Origin of the sequence: Paraburkholderia sp. CNPSo 3272 (assembly GCF_024206495.1) — a bacterium.
Lineage (GTDB): Bacteria > Pseudomonadota > Gammaproteobacteria > Burkholderiales > Burkholderiaceae > Paraburkholderia.
Genome location: NZ_JAMBPQ010000008.1, coordinates 222,230 through 247,366, shown reverse-complemented (window position 1 = coordinate 247,366; position 25,137 = coordinate 222,230). Strand labels below are relative to the sequence as shown.

The following is a 25,137-nucleotide window of genomic DNA, read 5'->3' as shown; positions in this document are numbered from 1 at the left end:
CACCCGCACCCGCACCGCCGCCGTTACCGCCGCCGTTGCCTCCGCCATTACCGCCGCCGTTCCCCCCGCCATTCCCGCCGGCCGCACCATAAGCCGCGCCCGACAGGGCCAAAGCGAGCACCCATACCACGGTCTGCTTCGTTGATCGGTTCATCGTTCCCCCTATTTCTCGCGCAAGCCGCTTCAAATGCCTGGCTTGGCCGCGCAAAACCGCTCCGCACGTTGTCATCAGGCCCGCAAGTGATGTACCCCAACGCGCTCCCCCGGGTACGTCTCGCCCGCCTGATTCAGAAGAAATTCATTGCGACGCCGCCTCGCATAAGCGGAACGCAATGGCGTATCGCTGCGAAACACCGTGGTCAGAAAGCTACGTCTACACTCAGTTGATTCGCATGACGAATCAATACCGTTCGTATGAGTTGCCGTCTCAGTCAACGACATAGCCTATAGGTGGATTTTCCGGGCTAGCAGATGGGATGGGTCAGGTTGGCGAAGAAATGCTAGCGAATGGCGTTGGTTTGGGCAAAACAAAGCGCTTTCGGCATACGCGAGTAGTCAGGAGAGAAGTCGACTACGTCCCGCCCGGGCGGGGTCAGGCCCGGCGGAATGTCCTAAGGACAGTCGTCTCGGGTGCCAGTGATAAACAACGACGCTCGATCCGTTGTAATTGTCTTTGGTCACGACGTATTCGCCGGTCGAGCGCAGGTACGCACGCAGGCCGTACATTGAATCCACGTCGTTGCCCACATCCATCGCAGTCGGGTTCGAGTTCGTTAACGTCGCGACGAGACTGCCGGTGTCGAGATCGAATACGTCGATATTCGGCACCGTATGCACATAGCCCACGAACAGGTAGTGGCCCGCCGCCGCGATCGATTTCGGATTCGCGCTGGTGAGATCGATCACCGGGCCCGGCGCGCTCATGTTGCCCGCTTTCCAGCCGTGATAGATCTCGATGTGTCCGTTCATGGCTGTCCAGTCCCAACTCCCGGCAATGCCTTGCGCGAGGATCATCGTGTCGCTGTCCGACTGATAGATGATGCGCGTGAGCGGGCGCACGGTCCGCGGGATCTGGATCGCGCTGGCGGCTCCCCATGATGGCTTGCCGTTCGCGTCGAAGCCGGTCAGCGGGTAGTGGTAGATCTGGTTGGTCCGGCCGAGGCCGGCCCAGACGTCGCCATTGCCGTCGATCGCGAAGCCGGCTGTCACCTTCGTATTCGTATTGAACGCCTTGCCCGGGATCGAGCCGTCGGGAACGGCAATGTACCCGCTCGACGGCTGGAAATGAAAGAAGTTGAACGTGTCGGGATTCTGCCCGGAGGCGACGAGAATGCGGTTTCCGCTCACCACCACGAGTTGCCCGAACAGCTGGCCGCGCTGATAGTCGTTCATGTTTAGGCGCGGGTCGTTCGGCCAGCTGAACGGATCAATCGTGTTTGCAACGAACGTGCCGCCCGATGTACCCGTATAGATGGTGTTGCCGCTGTAGAAGTCCGCGCCATCGGTTGCCGGGTCGGGCGCCGCGATCGCCTCGAAGTTGAGAGCCTGCAAAGTCCACTGCAGCGTGCCCGATGAGTTGTACGAATGAATGTCGGTGCTGCCGTTGCGGCCGAGGTCACAGTCGCCGCCCCATGCGTTGTTGAGCACGTACAGATTGCCAGCGGCATCCTTGCCGATACCGGCGACGCGCGTGAAGCGCTTGTCGCCGACCTGCCCCCTGATGCCCGTCGTGGCGTCGAGATAGCCGCCCTGGACGCCGAACGTGCCGACCAGCGCCGGCACCCCGGTCAGGGCATAACACTTGATGTTCATGTCGGGCCCCTCGTCGCCAACCAGCAGCTGGTTCGTCGGCGCGTCGAAATGGAGTGCCGACGGCCGGGCGCCCGCGGCCATCTGGACTGTGTTCATCGGCGCGCCAGCCGGGCTGAACTGCGCGATCACGCCGGTGTTTGCGCGCGCGACCCAGACGTTGCCAGCACCGTCAACCGCGAGTGCGCCGGGTTGCTGGACGTCGATGTCGCGCTGCCAGACGCCGTCGGTCGTGAACACTCGTACGCGGTTGCCGTAATAGTCGCTGGCGTAGAGGAGTGTGCCCGTAGTCGCAAGGCCGGTGATCACGTCCGCGTTCTGGATGCCGGTCCACGTGCTCACGGCAATGCGAAGCTCGCGTGTGTTCGAGCTTCGGTTGTAGCGGCCCACCGACCCGCTGCCGAACGCCCGGCTATAACCGAGCGCGACGAAAATCGACGTCGCGTTGCCCGTGATTGCACTGCCCTGGAACTCGTCGTGCGCGCCGATGGTGCCGAGCGTTGCCCCGTTCTCGTAGAGCGCGACGCCACCCGCGTTTTCGTCCCAGCGTGATGACGTATAGATGACACCTTCGGGCGCGACCCACATCGAGCGCGCGCCGTTGCCGACGTGTGCGGCGAGTGTGCCGAAGCTGTTGGCGAGCCAGTCGGTCGTGTATTGCGCATGACCGGAAGGCGCAATGGCGACGACGAAAAGCCCCAGCAACGCTGCGCGAATCCGGTCCTTGAACATGCGCTGGGCTTCCCATAGACATCGCGCCGCGATGGCGTGAATCGCGGCGCATAAAGTGACCGATGTAGAAGCCACGCCGCGATCGAGAGTCGTGCTGTATGAGCGCGTGTATCTGGAGTGTAGTCAGTAAATCGTGATCAGCGTTTGAACCGGTTCATGGATTCGATAAAGGATGCGCAGCGAATGATTCAGTGCGCATCAGCGCGTATTGGTCACCGGAAGATAATCAGGAGCACGTAGCAGCGCAGATCCTCGGAGCGAGCGGCACACGGCGCCGCTTCGTTCAACGCCCAGGCGAGCGCGCGCCGCTCGCGCGCAAAATCAAGCGCACCACTTCCTCGGTGCTTGCCTCGAACCCCGCCGATGAAAGCGCGCGCTTGCCCGAGAGCGCGCGAATTTGCGCCTCGAAATCGGCGTAGTGCTGCGTGGTCGCCCAGATCATGAAAAGCAGCGTTTTCGGATCGACGGGTGCGAGCAATCCTTCCGCGATCCAGCGATCGATCAGCTTCACGCGCGTTTCCATCCACGGCTTCACACGCTTGAGCAGGATGTCCTGCATATGCGTCGCCCCGCTAATGATCTCGTTCGCCCACACCTTCGACCCGAGCGGTCTGCGCCGCGAGAGTTCCATCTTCGCGCGCACGTAGCCGCCAATGGCCTCGACCGGATCGTCGCTCGCGTCGAAGGTATTGGCGGCGGCGTTCCATTCCTCGAACAGATCGTCGAGCACGCGCCAGTAGAGCGCGAGCTTGGTCGGGAAGTAGTAGTGCAGATTGGCCTTGGGCAGGCCCGCGCGCTCCGCGATCAGCGCCGTGCTCGCGCCTTCGAAGCCGCGCTCGGCGAACACGGCCTCCGCGCAGGCGAGCAGATGCGCTTCGTTCGACTCGCGAATGGCGGCTTTGCGGCGGCGCGGCTTGTGCGTTGCGTCAGCGGCCTCCCGTTCGTGCGCCGTGCCTCGCATCGCGTGGGTCGCGGCTCGCGTGGTGGGTTCGTCGTCGCGCATGATGGTCGGTCCGTTCAGAAGGGAAAAGGCGGCGCACGGCGGGCGCGCCCATGTCGGCTTCATTGTAGTCACGATGTAAGCGCCTCGTGCATTCACCGCCCTTGGGGAAAACGCGCTGAAGCGCGGGGGCGTTTTCGCGCACTGCAGCATCGATGGCACGCTTCTCGCTGGTAACACCGCATTGAATTCGCAAAGTTTATCGTCTACAACCTGTCCAATCGGACAGGATTCGCGGAGCGAGGTTTCGGGAGTCGCGGCGCGCCATTCGAGCGTGCACCGCCATGGCCCCTCCCGCCCCAGAAGGTGGCACGAATGCACGTTTGACGAACACGGACAGGAGGAACGCATGAACGCAGTAAGCGAAGCCGCGCTGACGACCGCGATTCACGTGAACGGCCAGCGTTTGTGGGACAGCCTGATGGAGATGGCGAAAATCGGCGCCACGCCCAAGGGCGGCGTGTGCCGTCTCGCGCTCACGGATCTCGACAAGAGAGGGCGCGATCTCATCGTGCAATGGGCGAAAGAGGCCGGCTGCGCGGTGAGCGTCGACCAGATGGGCAACGTGTTCATGCGCCGCGCGGGGCGCAACAACGACCTGCCGCCGGTGATGACCGGCTCGCACGCCGATTCCCAGCCCACTGGCGGCCGCTTTGACGGCATCTATGGCGTGCTCGGCGGACTCGAGGTGATCCGCTCGCTCAACGATCACGGCATTCAAACCGAGCGCCCCGTCGAAACCGTGATCTGGACCAACGAGGAAGGCTCGCGTTTCGCGCCGGCCATGGTCGCATCCGGCGTGTTCGCGGGCGTCTTCACGCTCGACTACGGTCTCTCGCGCAAGGATATCGACGGCAAGACGATCGGCGAGGAATTGCAGCGCATCGGCTACGCGGGCGAACTGCCGTGCGGCGGGCGCAAGATTCACGCGGCGTTCGAACTGCATATCGAGCAGGGGCCGATACTCGAAGCCGAAAACAAAACTATCGGCGTCGTCACGGACGCGCAGGGCCAGCGCTGGTACGAAGTCGTGCTCACAGGGCAGGAAGCGCACGCGGGACCGACGCCCATGCCGCGCCGCCGCGACGCGCTGCTGGGCGCCTCGCGTGTCGTGCAACTCGTCAACGAAATTGGCCTGCGCCACGCGCCGCTAGCCTGCGCGACGGTCGGCATGATGCAGGTGCATCCGAATTCGCGCAACGTGATTCCGGGCCGCGTCTTCTTTACCATCGATTTCCGCCATCCCCAGGACGACGTGCTCGCGCAGATGGACGCCGAGTTGCGCGAAGGAATCGAAAGGATTGCCGAACAAGGCAAGCTCGAAACGCAGGTCGAGCAGATTTTCTACTACGCACCAGTGCCGTTCGACAAGGCCTGCGTGAACTCCGTGCGCGCGGCGGCGGAGCGCTTTGGCTACTCGAACCGCGAGATCGTTTCGGGCGCGGGCCACGACGCGTGCTATCTCGCGACGGTCGCGCCGACTTCGATGGTGTTCGTGCCATGCATCGACGGCATCAGCCACAACGAGGTCGAGGACGCGACGATCGAATGGATCGAGGCAGGCGCGAACGTGCTGCTGCACGCTATGCTCGAACGCGCGAGCGAAACCGGCTGACGCCTTTGGCGCCAAAGCAAGCGGCCTGAGAGCCGCGCTGTCTTTCACGATTTCCCCACGTACCGGCTGCGCGCGTCGCGCACAGCCGGCGGACCCGCGTTTCGCCTCGCAAGGAGCATCCGGATGTCCCAGCCCAACTCGAATGCCGCCGACGGCATCGCGCCTGGCCGCCTCACGGCCGAACAGCTTGGCTGCAACTTTGCCGACGTCGCGCCGCCGCTCTCGCCCAACGCAGCCGTCATTGCCGCCGACCGCTGCCATTATTGTTACGACGCGCCGTGTGTCGCGGCTTGCCCGACCGCCATCGACATTCCAGGCTTTATCCGCAAGATCGGCAACGGCAATCTCAAGGGCGCGGCGCGCGACATATTGAGCGCGAATCCTCTAGGCGGCACGTGTGCGCGCGTGTGCCCGACTGAGATTCTCTGCGAAGGCGCGTGCGTCCGGAATCATCAGGATGGCGAACCGGTCAGGATCGGCGCTCTTCAGCGCCATGCCACCGACTTTCAGATGGCGCGCGAAGCCGCTGGTGCGCCGCCGCTCTTCAAACGCGCGAGTGAGACGGGACGGCGCGTTGCCGTGGTCGGGGCCGGACCGGCGGGGCTCGCCTGCGCGCATACGCTTGCGCTCGCCGGGCATCGAGTGAGCGTGTTCGACGCGGGCGAGAAGCCAGGCGGGCTCAACGAATACGGCATCGCGGCGTACAAGGTCGTCGACGATTTTGCGCAGCGCGAGGTGCAATGGCTGCTTTCCATCGGTGGGATCGATTTACGTCAGGGCCAGCGGCTTGGCCGTGACGTCACGCTTACTGAATTGCGAGCCGCGTACGACGCCGTGTTCATCGGCGCGGGCCTTGGCGGCACGCAAGCGCTTGCCATTGAAGGCGAAGCGCTCGACGGCGTGCGCGATGCTGTCGAATTTATTGCGCGCCTGCGCGAAGCCGACGATCTTTCCACGCTGGCGGTGGGCCGCAAGGTGGTGGTGATCGGCGGCGGCAATACGGCCATCGACGCTGCCGTGCAAAGCCGCAAGCTGGGCGCGGAGCAGGTCACGCTAGCGTACCGCCGGGGCGCCGCGCAGATGAGCGCCACCTGGGCCGAGCAGGAATTCGCACGCGCGCAGGGCGTGGTGCTGGTCGAATGGATGAAGCCGCTGCGCATTACCGGCGACACCTGCGTGCAGGCCGTGGAGTTCGAGCGCACGGCGCTCGATGCGGGCGGCACGTTGCGCGGTACCGGCGAGATCGTGCGTGTAGAAGCCGACATGGTCCTGAAAGCTATTGGCCAAAAGCTCTTGCCAGAAGGTCTGGATGGCCTCGATGCGCTGCAGCTTACCGCCGGCGGCGCGCGCATTGCCGTGGATGCGGAGGGTGCGACCTCCATCGAAGGCGTATTCGCAGGCGGCGACTGCGCAGCCCATGGCGCAACCGATCTCACCGTGCAGGCCGTGCAGGACGGCAAGCTCGCCGCGCGCGCGATCGACCGCTATCTCGCGAGTCAGTCCGTCAAGGCTGCTTGAACTGCGCAGCTCTCTCCAGGCGAACAACACACCGAATCCAGATAATACGAAGGAGTTGCATCATGGCCGACCTGCGCTGCACGATTGCCGGCATTGAATCGCCGAACCCTTTCTGGCTCGCCTCCGCGCCACCCACCGACAAGGCCTACAACGTCAACCGCGCCTTCGAGGCGGGCTGGGGCGGCGTGGTCTGGAAAACACTCGGGCTCGACCCGCACGTGGTGAACGTGAGCTCGCGCTATGGCGCCACCACGTGGCGCGGCCAGCGCATTGCGGGGTTGAACAACATCGAGCTCATTACCGACCGCCCGCTCGACGTGAACCTCAAGGAAATCGCGCAGGTGAAGCGCGACTGGCCAGACCGGGCGCTCATCGTCTCGTTGATGGTGCCGTGCACCGAGCAGGACTGGAAGTGGATCTTGCCGCAAGTGGAAGATACCGGCGCCGATGCGGTGGAGCTGAATTTCGGCTGCCCGCATGGCATGAGCGAGCGCGGCATGGGCGCGGCCGTGGGGCAGGTGCCCGAATACATCGAAATGGTCACGCGCTGGGTGAAGGAGGGCACGCGCCTGCCGTGCCTCGTGAAACTCACGCCCAACGTGACCGACATACGCCAAGGCGCGCGCGCGGCGATGAAGGGCGGCGCCGACGGCGTCTCGCTCATCAATACGATCAACTCGATCGTGGGCGTCGATCTCGACGTGATGGCGCCGCTGCCGACCGTGGATGGAAAAGGCACGCACGGCGGCTACTGCGGTCCCGCAGCGAAGCCCATTGCGCTGCACATGGTCGCGGAAATCGCGCGCGACCCGCAAACGCACGGCTTGCCCATCTCCGGCATCGGCGGCATTTCCGACTGGCGCGACGCGGCCGAATTTATCGTGCTCGGCGCGGGAAGCGTGCAGGTTTGCACCGCCGCAATGCACTATGGATTCCGAATCGTCAGCGATATGATTGACGGCCTCTCCAACTGGATGGACGACAGGGGCTACGCGAATCTCGACGCCATTCGCGGGCGCGCCGTGCCCAACGTCACCGACTGGCAGTACCTGAACCTGAACTACGACATCAAGGCGCGCATCGATCAGGACCGCTGCATCCAGTGTGGCCTCTGCCATATCGCCTGCGAGGACACCTCGCATCAGGCCATTACCGCCACGCGCGACGGCAAGCGTCACTTCGAGGTGGTCGACGCGAACTGCGTCGGGTGCAATTTATGCATGCATGTCTGCCCGGTCGACCAATGCATCACGATGGAGCGCGTCGACTCGGGCCGCTACGCGAACTGGACCACGCATCCCAACAACCCGGCGCGCGTGGCCGATCCGAAAGCCGCCTGACGCATTGAAACAGAACTGAGCCGAAGCGAACCGAACCAGACCAACGACAAGCCACGGAGAACTGCAACCATGAGTCAGCCATTGACAGGCGACGCCAGCGCGCGCCGCGCCGAAAGCGAGTTATACAACGACGATCTCGCGCCCACCGGCGCAGCGCAACGCACGTGGCGCTGGTATCACTTCGCCGCGCTCTGGGTGGGCATGGTGATGAACATCGCCTCGTACATGCTCGCGGCCGGGCTCACCGAGCAGGGGATGTCGCCGTGGCAGTCCGTGCTCACGGTGCTGCTCGGCAATCTCATCGTGCTCGTGCCGATGCTGCTGATCGGCCACGCAGGCACGAAATACGGCATTCCCTACGCGGTGCTGGTGCGTTCCTCGTTCGGCACGCAGGGCGCGAAGCTGCCCGCCATGCTGCGCGCCATCGTGGCGTGCGGCTGGTACGGTATCCAGTCATGGCTTGGCGGCAGCGCCATCTACACGCTCGCGAATATCCTCACGCACAACGCACTGGTGGGCGACGCGCTGCCGTTTCTCGGCATCTCGATCGGCCAGGGCGCGTGCTTCCTTGTGTTCTGGGTGCTGCAGCTCTACTTCATTCTGCACGGCACCGATTCGATCCGCTGGCTCGAGAGCTGGTCCGCGCCCATCAAGGTCGTGATGTGCGTGGTGCTCGTGTGGTGGGCCTGTTCGAAGGCGGGCGGCGTGGGCTCGATGCTCTCGCAGCCTTCCCAGTTCGCCGCTGGCGGCAAGAAGGCGGGGCTTTTCTGGGCGACGTTCTGGCCGAGCCTCACGGCCATGGTGGGCTTCTGGGCCACGCTCGCGCTCAACATTCCCGATTTCACGCGCTTCGCGAAAACGCAAAAGGATCAGTTCGTGGGGCAGGCCATCGGTCTGCCAATTCCGATGGCGCTGCTTTCGGTGGTCTCGGTCGTCGTGACTTCGGCCACGGTGGTGATCTACGGCAAGGCGATCTGGGACCCCATCGATCTCACGAGCCGCATGGAAGGCGTGGGCGTCGGCATCGCACTCGTCATTCTCACGCTCGACACGATGTGCTGCAATCTCGCCGCGAATCTCGTCGGGCCGGCCTACGATTTTTCGAGCCTCTGGCCGAAGGCGATCTCGTACAAGGCCGGTGGGCTCATCACGGCGGGTATCGCCATTGTGATGATGCCGTGGAAGATTCTCGCCACCACGCAGGGCTACATTTTCACGTGGCTCGTCGGCTATTCGGCGCTGCTTGGCCCCGTGGCGGGCATTCTCATCGTCGACTACTTCCTCGTTCGCGGCACGCGCCTGAATACTGCCGAGTTATTCGAGGAGAACGGCGAATATGCCTACTCGAACGGCTGGAACCCGGCGGCCGTCGTCGCGCTGGTCTTAGGGGTGCTGCCCAATCTGCCGGGCTTTCTCTACACCGCGTTCCCGAATGTGTTTCCCTCCGTGCCCGACGCGTTCAAAAGTATTTACACCTATGCGTGGTTCGTGGGGCTCGCGATTGCGGCGCTCGTCTACGGCGTGATGATGAAGCTCGGCAAGAGCCGGCGCCCGAGCGTGGCAAGCGCGTGAGTCGTTGCAGCATGAATTCGTTCAACTGAAGGAGACTTGGCATCATGGCGATCCTGATTCGAGGCGGCACCGTCGTCAATGCGGACAAGAGCTGGCGTGCGGACGTGCTCTGCGAAAGCGGCATGATCCAGGCCGTGGGCGAAAACCTCGACGCGCCTGCCGGTGCGACCCTGGTCGACGCGGGCGGCCAGTATGTGATGCCGGGCGGCATCGATCCGCATACGCACATGGAGCTGCCGTTCATGGGCACGACGGCGAGTGACGACTTCTATACGGGCACGGCGGCGGGCCTCGCGGGCGGCACGACGTCGATCATCGATTTCGTGATTCCGAACCCGAAGCAGCCGCTCATGGACGCGTTTCGCGAGTGGCGCGGCTGGGCCGAAAAAGCGGCCGCCGACTATGGCTTTCATGTGGCGGTGACGTGGTGGGACGACAGCGTGCATCGCGACATGGGCTTGCTCGTGAACGAGCACGGCGTGTCGAGCTTCAAGCATTTCATGGCGTACAAGAACGCCATCATGGCCGACGACGAGATTCTCGTGAACAGCTTTGCGCGTTCGCTCGAACTGGGCGCGCTGCCTACCGTGCATGCGGAAAATGGCGAACTCGTCTTCCAGTTGCAACGGCAGTTGCTTGCGCGCGGCTTCACGGGGCCCGAGGCGCATCCGCTTTCGAGGCCGCCCGAAGTCGAAGGCGAGGCGGCGAACCGCGCGATTCGCATTGCACAGGTGCTGGGCGTGCCGGTGTACATCGTGCATGTCTCGGCGAAAGATGCGCTCGAAGCCATCGCCCGCGCGCGCAGCGAAGGGCAGCGGGTGTTCGGCGAGGTGCTCGCCGGGCATCTGGTGATCGACGAGTCCGTGTATCGCGACCCGGACTGGACGCGCGCCGCCGCCCATGTGATGAGCCCGCCGTTCCGCACGAAAGAGCATCGCGACGCGCTCTGGCGCGGGCTGCAAGGCGGCCTGCTGCACACCACGGCGACCGACCACTGCGTCTTCTGTGCTTCGCAGAAGGCGATGGGACGCAACGATTTCACGAGGATTCCGAACGGATGCGGCGGTGTGGAAGATCGCATGGCCGTGCTGTGGGACCAGGGCGTGAACACGGGCCGGCTCACGCCGAACGAGTTCGTGCGGGTGACCTCCACTAACGCCGCACAGATTTTCAACCTGTATCCGCGCAAGGGCACGGTGGCTATCGGCGCCGATGCCGATCTCGTCGTGTGGGATCCGCAGGCCACGCGCACGATCTCGGTGAAGACGCATCATCAGAACGTCGACTTCAACGTTTTCGAAGGCATGACGGTGCGCGGCGTGCCCACGCATACGGTCTCGCAAGGTGAACTCGTGTGGGCGAACGGCGATCTGCGGGCGCGGCGCGGTGCCGGGCGTTACCTGAAGCGGCCTGCGAATCCTGGCTATCTGCAGGCGTCGCGGCTCGCGAAGAGCCTGAAGGAGACGCAGCCCGTGCATCGCGAGGGGGATGCGTCTAATCAGGCGAAGGAGCTCGGTTAGTCTGATTGACTGCGACGTGTCGCTTTACGAAACCAGACTTCTTACGTAGTTGATCGGGGCGTGATCCGCGAGGTCGCGAACCATGACGTCACCGATGCGCCACGCGTATTGGAGCAGATATTCCTCCCGGGCGGCGGCACGGTCCGCTCGCACGAAAGCATCGTCGGCGTTCGGAGCCAGTTTGCCTTCGCGCGTGATGTAGTTCGATGCTCCCGCGTGAACGTATCCGCCAATGGGCGGTGGCAAATCGGTGACGAGATCGCAGCAGTCGACATAGCGCGTGACGCGGACATGGCCAAGCGTGGCGACAAAGGCCGCATCGCCCACGCGTGGCGAACCGATCGTCACGAGGGCGTTGGGCGTGCATAGGCTGGCAAAGAGCGTCGCGATGGCCGCACCGAGGCTATGGCCGGTCAAGATGAGTTGTTTTCTCGTCGGCGCGGTCTCGTTCAACCAGTTGCCGACTGCTTCGCCCAAGCCGCGGGCGGCACGTGCAAAACCAGCGTGAACCTGGCCGGCGCTTTCCGTCCAGTCTGCCAGACTGCCTGCGAGGTCGATTGCGATATCGGTGAGCGATTGCGGCTCCGTTCCCCGGAACGCGAGCACAGCGAGGCCATCGGAGTGCCTCACGGCGCCGAAGCCATGTGTGTCGTCGTCGGCATTGTTGAAGGGAACAGCGCTTTCGAAACCCACCAGCGCGAGCGCTTGTTCGAGCCGCAGGAGTTCAGCACCGCCTTGCTCGTAGCGTATGTAGGCAAGCCGCGCGAACTCCGCGCACAGTCCGTCAATGTCGTAGTTGTCTTCGGCGGTGAATACCGTCGCCCTGTGTTCCGGTGAGTCGAGTGCGTCGCGCGATGGGTCGTAGGGGATAGAACACATGTGCACCTCCGTGTTGCGGCGAAGCGAGGGGCTCGCGGATTTCGGTGACGTCTTTCGTCCACGCGTCCGTTTGCTTGCAACGTGCCAGTACGCGTAGTCGCCGAAGTGCAGAGTCAACCGCTAATCCAAAGCGCTTATTCTGTATCGCTTGTTGTTGATTGTTTTGTATATGATGGAAAACGGAAACGCTTCGAGTAGGACTTCTATCAGAGATTCGTTGTTGCAGTAAATTTCCTCCGGCCCGACGGCTTTGATGGTATGCAAAAGCGAGTGCTGATCGCCATTGAATTCCACGTGGAAATCCACCTTCCATTCCTGTTTCAGGTTCAACGGGTAGGCGAAATCGTCGATGGCCAACGTCTTCTTGTAGCGTTGATCTTCCAGTAGCGCCGCTTCCTCCTTCACGAAATCATCGAGGCATTGGCGGCTGGTGATATACCGCTCCCACGGCAATATTGCGCGCACTGAAGAACAGTCTTTGTAGTGGTCCGCCTCCGTTCGACTATCGGCGTGGTGCACCAGCGTCAGCACCTTGATCAAAGACTCGTCTCCAACAAAGGAAAGCAAATACTCGTAGCAGTTGGCCAACGTATAACCAACGCCGGCAACATCGTCCACTAGCAGGATTCTCTTGCCTTCCGCGATGCAGGAATTGACAAGATCAAACACTTTCCTGTTATTGATTTCAGCCTTGGCTTCCCGGCGATCGTAGTGTACAAACTCGACGGGCAGGCCCAACATCTGCGAGAGCATCAGGGCCGGTATGGCTCCTCCGCGCAAGATGCCGAGTATCAAACCGATGTTTTCCTGAACCAGTTGCTCTCTTTTGGACAGGCAAAAAGTCTCTATATCTTCGTAGCCATAGAAGTAGACGGGAAGTCGGGAAAATTCTGTGTTCACCTGATTTCGTTCCGTTCACCTACAGTGTTACGCCACGCGCTTTATTGCGTTTGCGATCCGCTGATCTGCTTGAGCGTCGGATCGAGCAACGCATCCTTGACGTCGAGCGAAGACGTTTGCCCGAGATTCGCATAGTTCGTTTTGAGCCACACGTCCGCCACCTCGCGCCCACGGTCGAACAGCGTTTTCAGCAGCGACCAGGACGTGCTGCTCTTCGAGACGAAGCCGAACTGCGCGAGAAAGTCGTCGTCGCGAATCAGGTGAAACCTGACGGTCTTGAAGCGGCTTTGGCTCGCGGCTTCCTCGCCAATCGAGTCGAGCACGCGGTTGACCGCTTCTATCGCGTTTATCTCCAGCACGACGGACGCGTTGAAACCGATTTCGTTGAGCCGGTCCAGAATGCCGCGCGCATTTTTCGGCGGCATGTCGTGGCGCACGAACGGATTCACGAGGATCAGGACGAGGTCCTGGGCGTGGGCGATCAACGGTGCCAAAGGCGGATTGCCCAGATAGCCGCCATCCCAGTACGGCACGCCGTGGAGGTTCACGGTGCGGAATTCGCTTGGCAGGCACGCGGAAGCGCGCAGCACGTCAACAGAAATTTCGGGCTGCGTAAAGATGATGCGTTCGTTGGTTCGTACGTTGGTCGCGCAAATGAAAAGCTGAGGGCTCCCGCTCTTCGCGTTGAGCGTCGAGAGGTCGGATTCCGGGAGCGCCGAGCGGATCACCGGGCCGAGCGGGTCGCGGTAAAAGGGATTGTTGTAAGGTGAAGCGACGAGTCCCACGAGTTCCGAGAAGATGGCGCCAGGACTCCAGTCGATATTCCAGCCGCCGAACGGCCCGGGCTCGGAAAAGCCGAAGAGCGCATTGCCGGCCTGCTCCCCGGCGCGCGACACCGCTTCCCAGAAGGTGCGCAGCCTCTCGCGCGCTTTCGTGGCTCCCCCGCTGGCCAGGCCCGCCGCGCAGAGCGTTGCGTTGATTCCGCCCGCGCTCGCGCCACTGATCGCCTCGACACTGAATGGCGTGCCCTGCGATGTCGATTCGAGCAATCGATCGAGCACGCCCCACGAGAAGGCGCCGTGCGAGCCGCCGCCTTGCAGCGCAAGCGCGACTTTGGGGCCGGACTGCTGCACGCCGCTCGCCGATTCTTCTATCGCCATGGCTCCTCTCTCGTCGTCATCGCGCTGCACGCAATCGTACGCGCGAGAGGAAATGCGCGTGCTGCGAATGCCGCCTCAGGAACCGGTGAGGACCGGCGGTGCGGGCTTGAGCGCGTGGGTCATCAGCGCAATCGCCGCGCGCTCAGCGGCCGGATCGGCCGGAATCCTTCCGTCGAGCGCCAGCGTCGCGAGGCCGTGAACCAGCCCCCAGCAGGCGAGCACCCCCGCCTCGACGCAATGCGGCGCCAGTTCCGCCACGCGGCGCGCCATCAGCGTATAAGCGCTCCGGCAATCCTCATGGGGCAGGGCGAGTCCTGCGCCATCCGCGAACATCAGCCGGAACAGCGCAGGATGCGCGCGGGCGAAGCCAACGTAGGCCAGACCCTGCGCGGCGAGTGCTTCGCGCGCGTCTTCCGCCTTGTTGGCGCGCGCGGCACCCGCTTCCAGCATGGCAAAGCCCTTGAGCGCGACGGCGCCCATCAGCGCCGCCTTGTCCTCGAAATGGCGATAGGGGGCCATCGCCGAAACGCCGGCGGCCCGCGCCACCGCACGGAGGCTGACGTCGCTTTCGCCCTGTTCGAGCAAGACCAGCGCGCAATCGACCAGACGGTCGCGGAGGGATAAATTGGTATCGCTCATTCGTTGTTTACACTGTAATCATTCGGGACTATGCTTACAGCGTAAACACCCGGGAGCCGCCATGCAAGCCTCAGTTACCCGGAGGTCCGTCGACCTCAACTCGTACCCGAATCTTGTAGTGATCATCCTGGGCTTTCGCGTGCGCCGGCTGCGAGGGATCGCGACCTTGTTCGGCATCGGCAAAGGCTTGCGACAGATCGAATTGAATCCGCCTGCAGGACTGCTCTCCAGCGAGCAGTTCCTGTTCGCCCTCAATCACGTCGGTATCCGCCAGTATTGGCGCGACCTCGAAAGCCTCGAAGCCTTTACCCGCAGCGCGCCGCATTCGCGCTGGTGGGGCGAGTTTCTGCGCGACAGCGGCGGCGCGGGCTTCTGGCATGAAAGCTATAGCCGGCAGGGAATGGAGGCGGTTTATGTCGATATGCCCGGCCCGGTGGGCTTCGATCGTTTTGCGCCGGCGCGCCAGCCGACCGGACCTTTTATGACCGCGCGAAAGCGCATGGCGGCGGATTAGTCAAAGGCGCCGATCACTCGGTTTCATGCACCGCCAGAGGGCTGCCGCAAGCGCCTTCGTGCGCGCCATGGTTATCGAACACTTCGATATCTTCGTGCAGAATGCGCCGGATTTCGAAAATCGCCTCGGGTGTTTCCTGAACGCTATGTCCCGAAACGATCACCTTTTCGGAGAGTGCGCCGTCGAGATGCGCGCTGCGATAGGGGACGACCCCGTCGTCGGAATCTTCGAGCGGGCCCGTCTCACGGCGGCGCGCAATGATCGAGTGAAAGCAAACGTCGGGGCTGATCGGCAGGCGTGAAATCGACTGGATGATCGGATCGGTCTCCCGCAACTGCTCGATGCTGTTGGGAACCGCGATGGTCTCTCCCGCCCGCTGGCTGCTATCCGCGTTGGTGGCGCTCTGCAGCATCTCGTCGATTTCCTTCAACAGCGCGAGCGGCAAGCGCACCAGGTTCGCGACCCAGCGAGACAGGCGATTGTTCGCGAACGGCGTGCCGCGATGCGGCGTGGCGATGAAGATCGCGCGCTCGACCTGTGGCATCGGCGTAAAACGCAGCAGACGATCGAGCCGCTCATCCTCGCGCACGATGTCGACGCCTTCGGGCAGGTACTTGTTCTGAATGGTCACCCACAGAACGTCGTCGGAGGACGACACGAGCAACCGCGCGAGCACGCCGCCCATGCTGTGCCCGATCAGCACCATGCCGTTCGAAGCTGGCAGCTTGCCTGCGGGATCGAAATGCGCGAGCGTCAGTTGCACCGCCCGCCGAATTCTCGCGAGGTTGATGAGAATGGGCACGTTGGTCGGGTAATAGACCTGCCAGACCTGAAAATGCTGACGCAGCATTTCGTCACCCTGAAGGTCGTTGGCGACGTTGACCCATGCCTCGGGACTGCTGGCCAATCCGTGCAGCATCAGCACGATGCGCCGGTCCGGATCGAACGGTTGCATCATGTAGATGCGCGGACGATCGATACCCCTCGTGCGGCCGAGCAGCGAACGCAAGGACTGCCGGGCAAAGCCGGAGCGGGCAAGCCAGATGCCGTAGCCCGCACTGAAGTTGGCCGCGAGCGGCACGGTCTCGCCTTCGATCTCTACGCTCTCTACGCGAAACGGGTCGTAGGCGGAGAACACCACGTCGTGCGAATCGAGCAGCTGCTCGAGCGTGCCGTTGCCGAACAGCAGCAATGCGGTGACGTTCGGCGAAGGCATTTCATTGAACGGACGCGAGCCGGGTGCGAACCAGAAGGTTGCGCCTGCGCTCGCATTCGCATCGTCTTCAGCCGTTGTCGCTGCGTTGTTAGTGGTCGTGCTGTCCGGGTCGGGCTGCGCGGGCTGTGTGACTGCAACCAGATCCGCACCGAGGCCGTCACGGCGATAAGTATTGTGGAGTCCTGCGAACGACAGTCCCGAGGCGGGAATGACTTCGCTGAGTTCGCGCACGCCCTCGGGCAGCCGCACCTCGCTCAGGTCGATATGAATGGTCCAGCCTGCTATGAACTGATTTGCCGGATCGCGACGGCCGGTGCTCGTTTCAGCGGTGCCGCGCAGAAACAGCGCGCCGGCAAGCTCCTGGACCGCATAGTTGTAGTAGTCGCGAACCTGCGTCTGGCGGTCCTCGAAGGCCCGTTCGCCAGCCGTACGCTGGCCGAGGAACAGAAACGCATACGCGTATCGCGCTGTCTTGAGCCACGAATCGAATTGCGCATCGGTCCAGGGCGTGCCGGCACGCGGCGTTTGTCCGAGCGCCATCTGGAGCGATAACTCGGCGAGGCAGGCAAGGCGCTGTTCGGTACTGAGTCCGCCGACGGTTGCCATCGTATCGATACACGCTTGCGGCGCGCTCTGGCACGAACTTTCGTCCAGGGCCGCAACCCGCAACGTGGCCTGCGTTGCCGCGCTCAACTGGCCGGTCGAGAGAATATCTCCGCGACGCATGGCAAAGTACTGCTGCGGGCCTAGCGAGTTCACGCGCACCATCGCGCAGCCGCATAGCAGCGCGGCAGCGAGGAGAGCCGACACCTTGGCCAACACACGGGCCAACGGCGGGCAACGCGACATGCGTGATGGGTAAGGGCGCGTCATGAAGGATCCAGGCCATTCGCGCGGTCGCGCTCAAGCGTGTGGCGAAATGGGGGACGGCGCAGCGCGGTGGCCGGCAGACCGATGTATACCAGCCTGATCTGGATTGCGTCCGCACGGTGATCCGCGGCCGACGCCTATGCGCTCTCCCGGGTTGACTCGCGCCGCCGGCATCAACAGACTCTAGTCACCATCGATCCACACGGGAGCGAACTTGGCCAACCCGGATCTTGTTGAAAGCGGGCCGAAGGGCGCGCATGTCGTCGCCGCGCAGGCGAGCCCGTGCGACGAGCTCGTGATCCGCACGCAGCCCATCTCAGTCGACTGTCCGTGCCGGCGCAAGCGTCTCGCGCTCGCGGCGACGATCCTGGGGTCGAGCATGGCGTTCATCGACGGCTCGGTCGTCAACGTCGCACTGCCGTCCATCCAGAGCGAACTCGGTGCGAGCGTCGCGGCGATGCAATGGGTCGTCAATGCATATTTGCTGTTTCTCGGCTCCCTCGTGCTGGTCGGCGGCTCGATGGGGGACAAGCTTGGCCGCCGCACGGTGTTCATCGCGGGCATCGCGCTGTTTACGCTGGCGTCGGCGGCTTGCGGCCTCGCGCCGAATGCGGCTGCGCTGATCGCCGCGCGCGCGGTTCAAGGCATCGGCGCGGCGCTGCTCGTCCCCAGCAGCCTCGCGATTATCGGCGCGGTGTTCGACGACGCAGCGCGTGGGCGGGCGATCGGCACCTGGGCGGGTGTCGGCGCGATCACATCGGCGGTGGGGCCCGTGGCGGGCGGCTGGCTCGTCGATGCCTTTTCCTGGCGCGCGATCTTCTTCCTGAACGTCCCGCTCGCCGCGCTAACGATCGCGCTCGCCGTTTCATCAGTGCCCAACAGCCACAGGTCCGAGGCGCCCGGGCCGCTCGACTGGCCCGGCGCGCTGGCCGCGGCCGGGGGACTCGCCAGTCTGACTTTCGGGTTGACCCAGGCGTCGGCGCGCGGCTTCCAGCATCCGTTCGTAATGGTCGCAATCGGCGCCGGCGTGCTCGTGCTCGCCGCATTCGTGATGATCGAAGCGCGCAGCGCCAACCCCATGATGCCGCTCGATGTGTTCCGTTCGCGCGACTTCACCGGCGCGAACCTCGTCACATTGCTGCTTTACTTCGGGCTCGGCGGCGCATTCTTCTTCCTGCCGTTCACGCTGATCCGCGCGCATGGATTTACCGCGACAGAAGCGGGCGCGGCGCTGTTGCCGGTGCCCGTCATCATCGGTTTGCTGTCACGCTTCACCGGTGGCCTGACGAGCCGCTTTGGCTCGCGCGCGCTGTTGACCGTCGGCCCGGGTGTCGCCGGGCTCGGGTTCACGCTATTGGCGTTGCCGTTCGTGCGCGGCGGTTACTGGAGCGGATTCTTCCCTGCGCTCGCGGTGCTTGGCCTCGGCATGACGATCACCGTCGCGCCGCTCACCACGACCGTGATGGGCTCGGTGTCGAGCGAGCGCACCGGTGTCGCGTCCGGCATCAACAATGCCGTTGCGCGCGTGGCGAGCCTGCTGGCGGTGGCGGTGCTCGGCATCGTGTTCGTATGGTCGCATCACGCAGCGCTGTCCGCGCGCCTCGACGCGTTGCACGTGCCGATGGACGCACGCCAAACGGGACAACTGCTCGAGCCGGACGGGCAAGGTGGGCTCGCCTCGGACGGCGCCGGCCCGCCGCACGCAACGCTGGTGGCGCGAGCGGAAGCGGGCGCGATGATCGACGCGCTGCGTGCCGTCGCCCTTGTGTGCGCCGCGTGCGCGTTCGCCGGAGCGGGTATTGCGGCGGCAGCCATACAGCCGCGTAAATGAGCTGCAAACGTTTGCACTCCGTCGAATTTTCGAAAATGACTTTGGTATGAATGGTCGGCGAATCGAGGTGGTTTTATAAATGCGCGGCGCAATTGTTAAATAAATATAAAGGCAACCGAATTCATGTTTTGTATTGTGGTGCCGCGTTAAATAAGCGACCCATTTCTTAGGCGCAAACGTTTTCGTTTTTGATGTGTCGCGCCCGGGTGACAAATTGAGCGTCGCGGGTAAATTAAATAATAAACACGGCGGGAATAATACGTATAATCCGCCGCGCGTCAGTTGATCTACAGTCCTTCCAGAATCACCCAATGGATCGCCTGCGCTTAACGCCGGTCACTGCCCGAATGGTGGTCATGGCCGCTTCTACAAATTGTCGAGCCTGTGCTCCCCCTTTTCGGGCGCATGAATAGATGGTGAATTCCATGCCAGCACCGCAATGGCGTCCGTTCCTGTCGTTTCTCACGCAAGAGCTGACGCAGAACCTGACGCCCAGGTTTTTGACCCAGCTTATGCGCGCCGCGGGCGGGCAATTCGCGCATCAATATGCGCTGGGCGAGGCGACCACCGTGGCTGCGATGCGGGACGCCATGAATCAGGTATGGGGCGAGCTGGACTGGGGCCTGGTCGAGATACGCGAGGCACAGGACTGGCTCGTGCTCACGCATTACCAGGCGCCGCTCAAGGCCGTATTCGGCGCGGAGAACGTGGCGTGGGCCGGGGCGTTCCTCGAAGGGGCCTACGAAGCATGGATGTATCAGATGGGTGCCGATGCGCAACTGCGCATGACCACGGCTGGCCCGGCGGATGCGTCGGGAACGATGGTTTTCCTGTTCGGTAAGTAGAGGTTGACAGGTCGACAGGTCAACGAAATAAACAAAACGTGCTGCGCGCATAACGCGCCTTGATGGACAGCACAACGAATACTACGGGGTCGGGGCATGAGCGGTGCATCGGACATTGCGAATCTTTTCGAGGTAGCGGACGCAAGCCCATCGCAGTACCAGGAAGTGGAAAGGGCGGAGCAGATGCACGGCCTGCGTGGGCGCTGGTCCACGATGAACGCGGCGGAGCAGGACCCCGTCGCGCCCGCGCCTGTCGCGTCGGCGCAGGGCGACGCCGCTGATCCGGCCGACGTCCCCGTTACGACTGATACGCCCGACACGTTCGATGCGCCCGACGCGTCACCCGACGCGATTTGTGCCACGCCTGTTGCCGCGTCCGAGCCTCCCCCGGATGAGCCGGCCGCACTCGTGGAGCCCGTCGTTCAACCCGCGCCCGAGCCTGTCGTCGCGGTGCAACCGGCTGCCGCGCTGAGCAGTGTGTTTGCGCGTCTCATGGAACGCAACGAGCCTCGCGGCGATGTTGCGCAGCGTGGCGCGCCATGATCTTCAAGCGGAAATCGATGCGGACGCAGCGACAAGCGGCCGGTGCGGGTCAAAGCGACGACGCAGGAGCGTGGGACGACGCATTGCTGCAAGCGGGTGCGTCGCTGCTCGCGTCGCGCTGGTCGCGTGTGCTCGTGATACTGGCGGCCGTGCTCTTGTTCACGTCCGCCATGACGGTCCATCTGGCGGTCTCGAAGCAGTGGTTGTTCGCAATCCTGTGCATGGGCGTCGCGATCGCGCTGAGCCGCATGCGCGGCCGCGTCCTCACCGTGTCGCTGGTGGCGTTGTCGGTATTCATGTCGCTGCGCTATCTGTACTGGCGCGTGACGCAGACCCTGTCCTTCACCAACTCGCTGGACCGGACCTTCGGCTATCTGCTGTTGTTCGCCGAAGGCTACGCGGTGCTCATGCTGTTGTGCAGCTACTTCCAGACGCTCTGGCCGCTGCATCGCCGCCCCGCGCCGCTGCCGGCCGATACGTCGGCGTGGCCCACGGTCGACGTCTACATCCCGACCTACAACGAGCCGCTCGAAGTGGTGCGGCAGTCGGTGCTGGCCGCGACGCTGCTCGACTGGCCGGCCGACAAGCTGCGCGTGTACCTGCTCGACGACGGCCGTCGCGACGAGTTCCGGGCGTTCTGCGAGCAGGCGGGCGTGGACTATCTGACGCGTCCCGACAATACGCACGCCAAGGCGGGCAATCTCAACGCGGCGCTGGCGAAGACCCACGGCGAGTACATCGCCGTGTTCGACTGCGATCACGTCACTACGCGCTCGTTTCTGCAGGTCTGCATGGGCTGGTTCCTGAAGGATCCGAAGATGGCCATGGTGCAGACGCCGCACGTGTTCTATTCGCCCGATCCGTTCGAGCGCAACCTCGAAACCTACCGCAAGGTGCCCAACGAGGGCGACCTGTTCTATGGCGTGCTGCAAAACGGCAACGATCTCTGGAATGCCGCGTTTTTCTGCGGTTCCTGCGCGGTGTTGCGGCGCTCCGCGCTCAATGAGGTGGGCGGCGTGGCGACCGAGAGCGTCACGGAGGACGCGCTGACCGCGCTCAAGATGAGCATGAAGGGATACAACACCGGCTATCTCGCCATTCCGCAGGCGGCGGGACTCGCGACCGAGAGCCTGGGGCGCCACATCGGTCAGCGCATTCGCTGGGCGCGCGGCATGGCGGAGATCTTCCGCCAGTTCAACCCGCTGTTGATTTCGGGGCTGACGCTGCCGCAACGGCTGTGCTACCTCAGCGCGATGATGCACTTCTTCTTCGGGCTGCCGCGCATCGTGTTCCTGATCACGCCGATGGCCTATCTGTTCTTCGGCGCGCACGTCTTTCATGCGTCGGCGCTGATGGTGCTCGCCTATGCCGTGCCGCATCTCGTGATTTCGAGCATCGGCGCTTCGCGCATTCAAGGGCGCTTCCGCCATTCGTTCTGGAGCGAGGTCTACGAAACGGTGCTGGCGTGGTACGTGATTCTGCCCGCGCTCCAGGCCGTGCTGTTTCCCGGCACTAGAGGCTTCAACGTGACGTCCAAGGGCGGAGTGATCCGGCAGTCCTTCCTCGATTGGGCGATGGCGCGGCCGTACATCGTCCTGTTGCTCATCAACCTCGCCGGCTTCGCGGTGGGGGTGGCCGGTCTGATCCGCAGTCCCGGCTGGCCCGAGGCAATGAGCATTTTGTTCAACCTGGTCTGGGTGATCTACAACGTCATGAACCTGAGCGCGGCGGCAGGCGTGGCGTCCGAGTCGAGACAGCTGCGCCTCATGCCGCGCGTGCAGATCGAGTTGCCGGCCGCGATTCGTCTGGCCAACGGGTGTCGCGTCGTCTGCCAGACCAGCGACTATTCGCACGGCGGCCTCGGACTCGTGCTGCCCGAGGACGCGCCGCTGCCGCAGCGTGGCGAACGCGTCGTGGTCTCGGTGTTCCGCGACGACTACGAGGGCAAGTTCCCCGCCGAGGTCCAGGTGTGCCGCGGCCGCACCGTGGGCGTGAGTTTCCCGGCCCTGACGATCGATCAGGAACGCGACCTGATGCGCGTGACGTTCTCGCGCGCCGACAGCTGGATTGCTTCCTGGGGCCGTTATCGTCGCGACCGGCCGTTGCGCAGCCTGGTCGAGGTGCTCGGTGTCGGCGTGCGCGGCCTGAAAGAGTTGTTCCGGCATTTGCTGATGGGTTCACGCGAGCGTCTCGCGCGCTCGACCGAGGCGCAGGCGGCCGAGTTGGGATCGAAGCAATCGTGAATCCCGTCCATCTGTTGCCTTTGCGCGCCCTGGCGTGCACGCGCCGGTCGGCGCCGCGGCTGGCTTCGGTGCTCGCCGTGCTCGCGTTAGGCGCCCACGTTGCGCTGGCCGCGAGTGCGGCCAGCGCGGCGGCCGCATTGGCGCCGTCGTTTGCATCGCAGGCCGTGGCGGCCGAAGCGCCTGCATCGGCGCAGCCGCAGACCGCCACCGACTCCGGCGATACCTATACCTACCGCATCCCGCTGCTTCGGCAAAACGCTGCGCAAGGGCTGACGCTGCTCGGCGAGGACGCCTATGGCGGCATGGACTTCGGTTTGCGCCGTGACGAGCGCGTGGTCGGCGCGCGGCTCGTGCTCGACTACCGTTATTCGCCTACGTTGCTCCCCGCGCTCTCGCATCTCAATGTGCTGCTCAACAGCGTGGTGGGAGCGACGATTGCGTTGCCGGAACCCGCGCCGCGCACGTCGACGCAGGTGAGCGTGGATTTGCCGGTGTCGCTGCTGACCGACTTCAATCACCTCAACCTCGAGTTGATTGCCTATAGCAAAGCCAGCGATAAAGGCAACGATCCGCTGAGTCCCGACCTGTGGCTGAAAGCCGGCCCGAATAGCGCGCTCGAACTGACCGTGGCGCCGGCGGCGGTCTCCAGCGACCTGTCGCAACTGCCCGCGCCGTTCGTCGACGCGCGCGACGTGCGCCGCGTGACTTTGCCCGTCGTGCTGCCGCGCGCGCCAGGCGCGCGTCGCCTCGAATCCGCGGGCATCGTGGCCTCGTGGCTGGGCGCGCAGGCGGGCTATCGCGGCTCGCACTTCGTCGCGAGTCTCGGCGCGCTGCCCGCACATGGCCATGCCGTCGTACTGGCGCTGCGCGACGAGTTGCCGGCCCTGGGCCTGGCCTCGCTCGCCGTCGACGCCCCGACGCTGGCGATCGTGCCCAACCCCAACGACCCCAACGGTCGGCTGCTGCTGGTCGCGGGCCGCGATGAGCCGCAACTGCGCACGGCGGCGCTGGCGCTGGTGCTGGGCGCGAAGACGCTGGCGGGGCCGCAGGTCCGCATCGACGCTCCGGTATCGGCCGCGCCGCGCAAGCCTTTTGACGCGCCGAACTGGTTGCCGGGCGACCGCCCGGTCGAACTGGGCGAACTGTTGCCGGCGGACCGGTTCACGATCCAGGGCTTCCGGCCCGGCGCGATCGACGTGGACCTGCGCCTGCCACCGGGGCTGTTCGGTTTCAACAACAGCGGCGCGGTGCTGAACTTGCGTTATCGCTATACGGCGCGCCCCGAGTCGACGCATTCGGCGCTGAATGTGCTGGCGGGCAACACGCCGATCGCGGCGTTGCCGCTGCCAGGAGATGCACCGGACGGCCATGCCGTGATCCGGATTCCGACGTATCTACTGCCGCCGTTGACGACGCTGCAATTCGACTATCGCTACGAGGCGGTCAAGACGAAGGACCACTGGCAGGACGTGCCCGGCGGCCCGCTGCTGAGCGCCATCGATCCAACCTCGACGATCGACATTTCGCAGTTGCCGCGTTACACGGCCATGCCCGATCTGGGCGCGTTCGCCAGCGCGGGCTTTCCGTTCACGCGCCTCGCCGATCTGTCCGAAACCGCCGTGATCCTGCCAACGCAACCGGCCGCGGACGACTACTCAGCCTATCTGACGCTGATGGGCAGCATGGGGCAGGCCACCGGTTATCCGGTGCTGGGCGTGACAGTGGGCGATCCGGCCCAGGTCGAATCGCTGCAGCAAAAGGACTTGCTCGTGCTCGCTTCGGGCGACAACCAGCCTTTGCTCAAGGCATGGCGCAGCGACTTGCCGCGCGGGTTCTTCGCTCCGGCTCCGCCGTCGGGCACCGGGCTCGCCGGTTGGTGGGACAAGCTGACCGGCGGCGAGGCGCAAGCCAGGCGTGAGGCGGACATCGCCGCGCTCTATCGTAGCGACGACCACGACGGCATGGTGGCCGGGTTCGAGTCGCCGCTCGCGCATGGCCGCAGTGTGGTGGTCGTATCGGGCAATACGCCGGGCGGCCTAAGCGCAGTTGCGGACGCGCTGCAAGCCCGCCGCTACCGCATCGACGACACGATCGGCGGCAGCCTCGTGGTCGTGAACGACGGCATCCTCACCACGCTGAACAAGGACCAGAGCTATTTCATCGGCTCCCTGCCGCTTCGGCTCGCCATCGAGTGGTTCTTCGCGAGTCACATCGTGCTGCTGCTCGCGGCGACGCTCGTCAGCGTCGTGCTTATCGGCTTGCTCGGCGGCGTGCTGCTGCATCGGCGCGCCCTGAGCCGCCTGAACCTGGACATCCCCCAGACATCGCAAAGTGAAGAAGGACGACGAGGTTCTCATGTTTAAAAGACGGCCTGCTATTTCCCGGGCACGC

18 protein-coding genes are annotated in these 25,137 nt (G+C 64.0%); 11 read left to right on the top strand and 7 right to left on the bottom strand.

Annotated elements, in window-relative coordinates:
- Positions 1-555 precede the first annotated feature (555 nt).
- Together M3I53_RS13500 and M3I53_RS13495 are read right to left on the bottom strand one after the other, a co-directional pair.
- On the bottom strand, positions 556-2,541 hold the full coding sequence (locus tag M3I53_RS13500; protein WP_254316421.1) for an SMP-30/gluconolactonase/LRE family protein: 1,986 nt from the start codon (positions 2,539-2,541) through the stop codon (positions 556-558).
- Positions 2,542-2,824: 283 nt separating this feature from the next.
- Complete coding sequence (locus tag M3I53_RS13495; RefSeq protein WP_375542517.1) at positions 2,825-3,544, bottom strand: TetR/AcrR family transcriptional regulator; 720 nt, start codon at positions 3,542-3,544, stop codon at positions 2,825-2,827.
- 346 nt (positions 3,545-3,890) lie between these two features.
- Between M3I53_RS13495 and M3I53_RS13490 the strand changes: the two genes are divergently transcribed.
- From M3I53_RS13490 to hydA, 5 genes are all read left to right on the top strand, one after another.
- Positions 3,891-5,156: a Zn-dependent hydrolase gene (locus M3I53_RS13490; protein ID WP_254316420.1), complete on the top strand. Its 1,266-nt coding sequence runs from the start codon at positions 3,891-3,893 to the stop codon at positions 5,154-5,156.
- A gap of 123 nt (positions 5,157-5,279) precedes the next feature.
- Positions 5,280-6,674 carry an NAD(P)-dependent oxidoreductase gene (locus M3I53_RS13485; protein ID WP_254316419.1) on the top strand — a complete coding sequence of 465 codons (1,395 nt, stop codon included), beginning with the start codon at positions 5,280-5,282 and terminating at the stop codon, positions 6,672-6,674.
- Positions 6,675-6,736: 62 nt separating this feature from the next.
- The gene (preA, locus tag M3I53_RS13480; RefSeq protein WP_254316418.1) at positions 6,737-8,014 is read left to right on the top strand and encodes an NAD-dependent dihydropyrimidine dehydrogenase subunit PreA; all 1,278 of its coding nucleotides are present in this window, start codon (positions 6,737-6,739) and stop codon (positions 8,012-8,014) included.
- A gap of 69 nt (positions 8,015-8,083) precedes the next feature.
- A complete protein-coding gene (locus M3I53_RS13475; RefSeq protein WP_254316417.1) occupies positions 8,084-9,586 on the top strand; it encodes an NCS1 family nucleobase:cation symporter-1 in 1,503 nt (500 codons plus the stop codon).
- A 44-nt stretch (positions 9,587-9,630) separates the two neighbouring features.
- Complete coding sequence (hydA, locus tag M3I53_RS13470; RefSeq protein WP_254316416.1) at positions 9,631-11,106, top strand: dihydropyrimidinase; 1,476 nt, start codon at positions 9,631-9,633, stop codon at positions 11,104-11,106.
- Between the two features lie 24 nt (positions 11,107-11,130).
- Here hydA and M3I53_RS13465 read toward each other — a convergent pair whose 3' ends face one another.
- From M3I53_RS13465 to M3I53_RS13450, 4 genes are all read right to left on the bottom strand, one after another.
- The gene (locus M3I53_RS13465) at positions 11,131-11,985 is read right to left on the bottom strand and encodes a lipase family protein (protein WP_254316415.1); all 855 of its coding nucleotides are present in this window, start codon (positions 11,983-11,985) and stop codon (positions 11,131-11,133) included.
- Positions 11,986-12,105: 120 nt separating this feature from the next.
- Positions 12,106-12,885 carry a phosphoribosyltransferase family protein gene (locus tag M3I53_RS13460; RefSeq protein ID WP_254316414.1) on the bottom strand — a complete coding sequence of 260 codons (780 nt, stop codon included), beginning with the start codon at positions 12,883-12,885 and terminating at the stop codon, positions 12,106-12,108.
- A gap of 41 nt (positions 12,886-12,926) precedes the next feature.
- Positions 12,927-14,045: a patatin-like phospholipase family protein gene (locus M3I53_RS13455; RefSeq protein WP_254316413.1), complete on the bottom strand. Its 1,119-nt coding sequence runs from the start codon at positions 14,043-14,045 to the stop codon at positions 12,927-12,929.
- Positions 14,046-14,120: 75 nt separating this feature from the next.
- Complete coding sequence (locus M3I53_RS13450) at positions 14,121-14,684, bottom strand: TetR/AcrR family transcriptional regulator (protein ID WP_254316412.1); 564 nt, start codon at positions 14,682-14,684, stop codon at positions 14,121-14,123.
- Positions 14,685-14,802: 118 nt separating this feature from the next.
- On the opposite strand from M3I53_RS13450, the gene M3I53_RS13445 reads away from it, so the two are divergent.
- Positions 14,803-15,198: a monooxygenase family protein gene (locus tag M3I53_RS13445; RefSeq protein WP_254316411.1), complete on the top strand. Its 396-nt coding sequence runs from the start codon at positions 14,803-14,805 to the stop codon at positions 15,196-15,198.
- Between the two features lie 13 nt (positions 15,199-15,211).
- Here the strand turns inward: M3I53_RS13445 and M3I53_RS13440 are convergent, their stop codons facing one another.
- On the bottom strand, positions 15,212-17,287 hold the full coding sequence (locus M3I53_RS13440; RefSeq protein ID WP_254316410.1) for a triacylglycerol lipase: 2,076 nt from the start codon (positions 17,285-17,287) through the stop codon (positions 15,212-15,214).
- A 211-nt stretch (positions 17,288-17,498) separates the two neighbouring features.
- Here M3I53_RS13440 and M3I53_RS13435 point away from each other — a divergent pair, with 211 nt between their 5' ends.
- The 5 genes from M3I53_RS13435 (at position 17,499) to bcsB (ending at position 25,109) form a co-directional block, all read left to right on the top strand.
- Positions 17,499-19,115: an MFS transporter gene (locus M3I53_RS13435; protein WP_254316409.1), complete on the top strand. Its 1,617-nt coding sequence runs from the start codon at positions 17,499-17,501 to the stop codon at positions 19,113-19,115.
- Positions 19,116-19,540: 425 nt separating this feature from the next.
- Positions 19,541-19,960 carry a cellulose biosynthesis protein BcsD gene (bcsD, locus tag M3I53_RS13430; RefSeq protein ID WP_254316408.1) on the top strand — a complete coding sequence of 140 codons (420 nt, stop codon included), beginning with the start codon at positions 19,541-19,543 and terminating at the stop codon, positions 19,958-19,960.
- Between the two features lie 96 nt (positions 19,961-20,056).
- Positions 20,057-20,503 carry a BcsR/BcsP family cellulose biosynthesis protein gene (gene bcsR, locus M3I53_RS13425; protein WP_254316407.1) on the top strand — a complete coding sequence of 149 codons (447 nt, stop codon included), beginning with the start codon at positions 20,057-20,059 and terminating at the stop codon, positions 20,501-20,503.
- 17 nt (positions 20,504-20,520) lie between these two features.
- The gene (gene bcsA, locus M3I53_RS13420) at positions 20,521-22,746 is read left to right on the top strand and encodes a UDP-forming cellulose synthase catalytic subunit (protein WP_254316406.1); all 2,226 of its coding nucleotides are present in this window, start codon (positions 20,521-20,523) and stop codon (positions 22,744-22,746) included.
- Positions 22,743-25,109, top strand: coding sequence for a cellulose biosynthesis cyclic di-GMP-binding regulatory protein BcsB (gene bcsB / locus M3I53_RS13415; protein ID WP_254316405.1), 2,367 nt, complete (start codon positions 22,743-22,745; stop codon positions 25,107-25,109). Before bcsA ends, bcsB begins: the two co-directional genes overlap by 4 nt.
- Positions 25,110-25,137 lie beyond the last annotated feature (28 nt).

What these genes read in the sequence shown, in the direction of transcription:
- M3I53_RS13500 (WP_254316421.1), bottom strand. Translation starts at nt 2,541, where the DNA reads ATGTTCAAGGACCGGATTCGCGCAGCGTTGCTGGGGCTTTTCGTCGTC.
- M3I53_RS13495 (WP_375542517.1), bottom strand. Translation starts at nt 3,544, where the DNA reads ATGCGCGACGACGAACCCACCACGCGAGCCGCGACCCACGCGATGCGA.
- M3I53_RS13490 (WP_254316420.1), top strand. Translation starts at nt 3,891, where the DNA reads ATGAACGCAGTAAGCGAAGCCGCGCTGACGACCGCGATTCACGTGAAC.
- M3I53_RS13485 (WP_254316419.1), top strand. Translation starts at nt 5,280, where the DNA reads ATGTCCCAGCCCAACTCGAATGCCGCCGACGGCATCGCGCCTGGCCGC.
- preA (WP_254316418.1), top strand. Translation starts at nt 6,737, where the DNA reads ATGGCCGACCTGCGCTGCACGATTGCCGGCATTGAATCGCCGAACCCT.
- M3I53_RS13475 (WP_254316417.1), top strand. Translation starts at nt 8,084, where the DNA reads ATGAGTCAGCCATTGACAGGCGACGCCAGCGCGCGCCGCGCCGAAAGC.
- hydA (WP_254316416.1), top strand. Translation starts at nt 9,631, where the DNA reads ATGGCGATCCTGATTCGAGGCGGCACCGTCGTCAATGCGGACAAGAGC.
- M3I53_RS13465 (WP_254316415.1), bottom strand. Translation starts at nt 11,985, where the DNA reads ATGTGTTCTATCCCCTACGACCCATCGCGCGACGCACTCGACTCACCG.
- M3I53_RS13455 (WP_254316413.1), bottom strand. Translation starts at nt 14,045, where the DNA reads ATGGCGATAGAAGAATCGGCGAGCGGCGTGCAGCAGTCCGGCCCCAAA.
- M3I53_RS13450 (WP_254316412.1), bottom strand. Translation starts at nt 14,684, where the DNA reads ATGAGCGATACCAATTTATCCCTCCGCGACCGTCTGGTCGATTGCGCG.
- M3I53_RS13440 (WP_254316410.1), bottom strand. Translation starts at nt 17,287, where the DNA reads ATGACGCGCCCTTACCCATCACGCATGTCGCGTTGCCCGCCGTTGGCC.
- bcsD (WP_254316408.1), top strand. Translation starts at nt 19,541, where the DNA reads ATGCCAGCACCGCAATGGCGTCCGTTCCTGTCGTTTCTCACGCAAGAG.
- bcsR (WP_254316407.1), top strand. Translation starts at nt 20,057, where the DNA reads ATGAGCGGTGCATCGGACATTGCGAATCTTTTCGAGGTAGCGGACGCA.
- bcsA (WP_254316406.1), top strand. Translation starts at nt 20,521, where the DNA reads ATGCGGACGCAGCGACAAGCGGCCGGTGCGGGTCAAAGCGACGACGCA.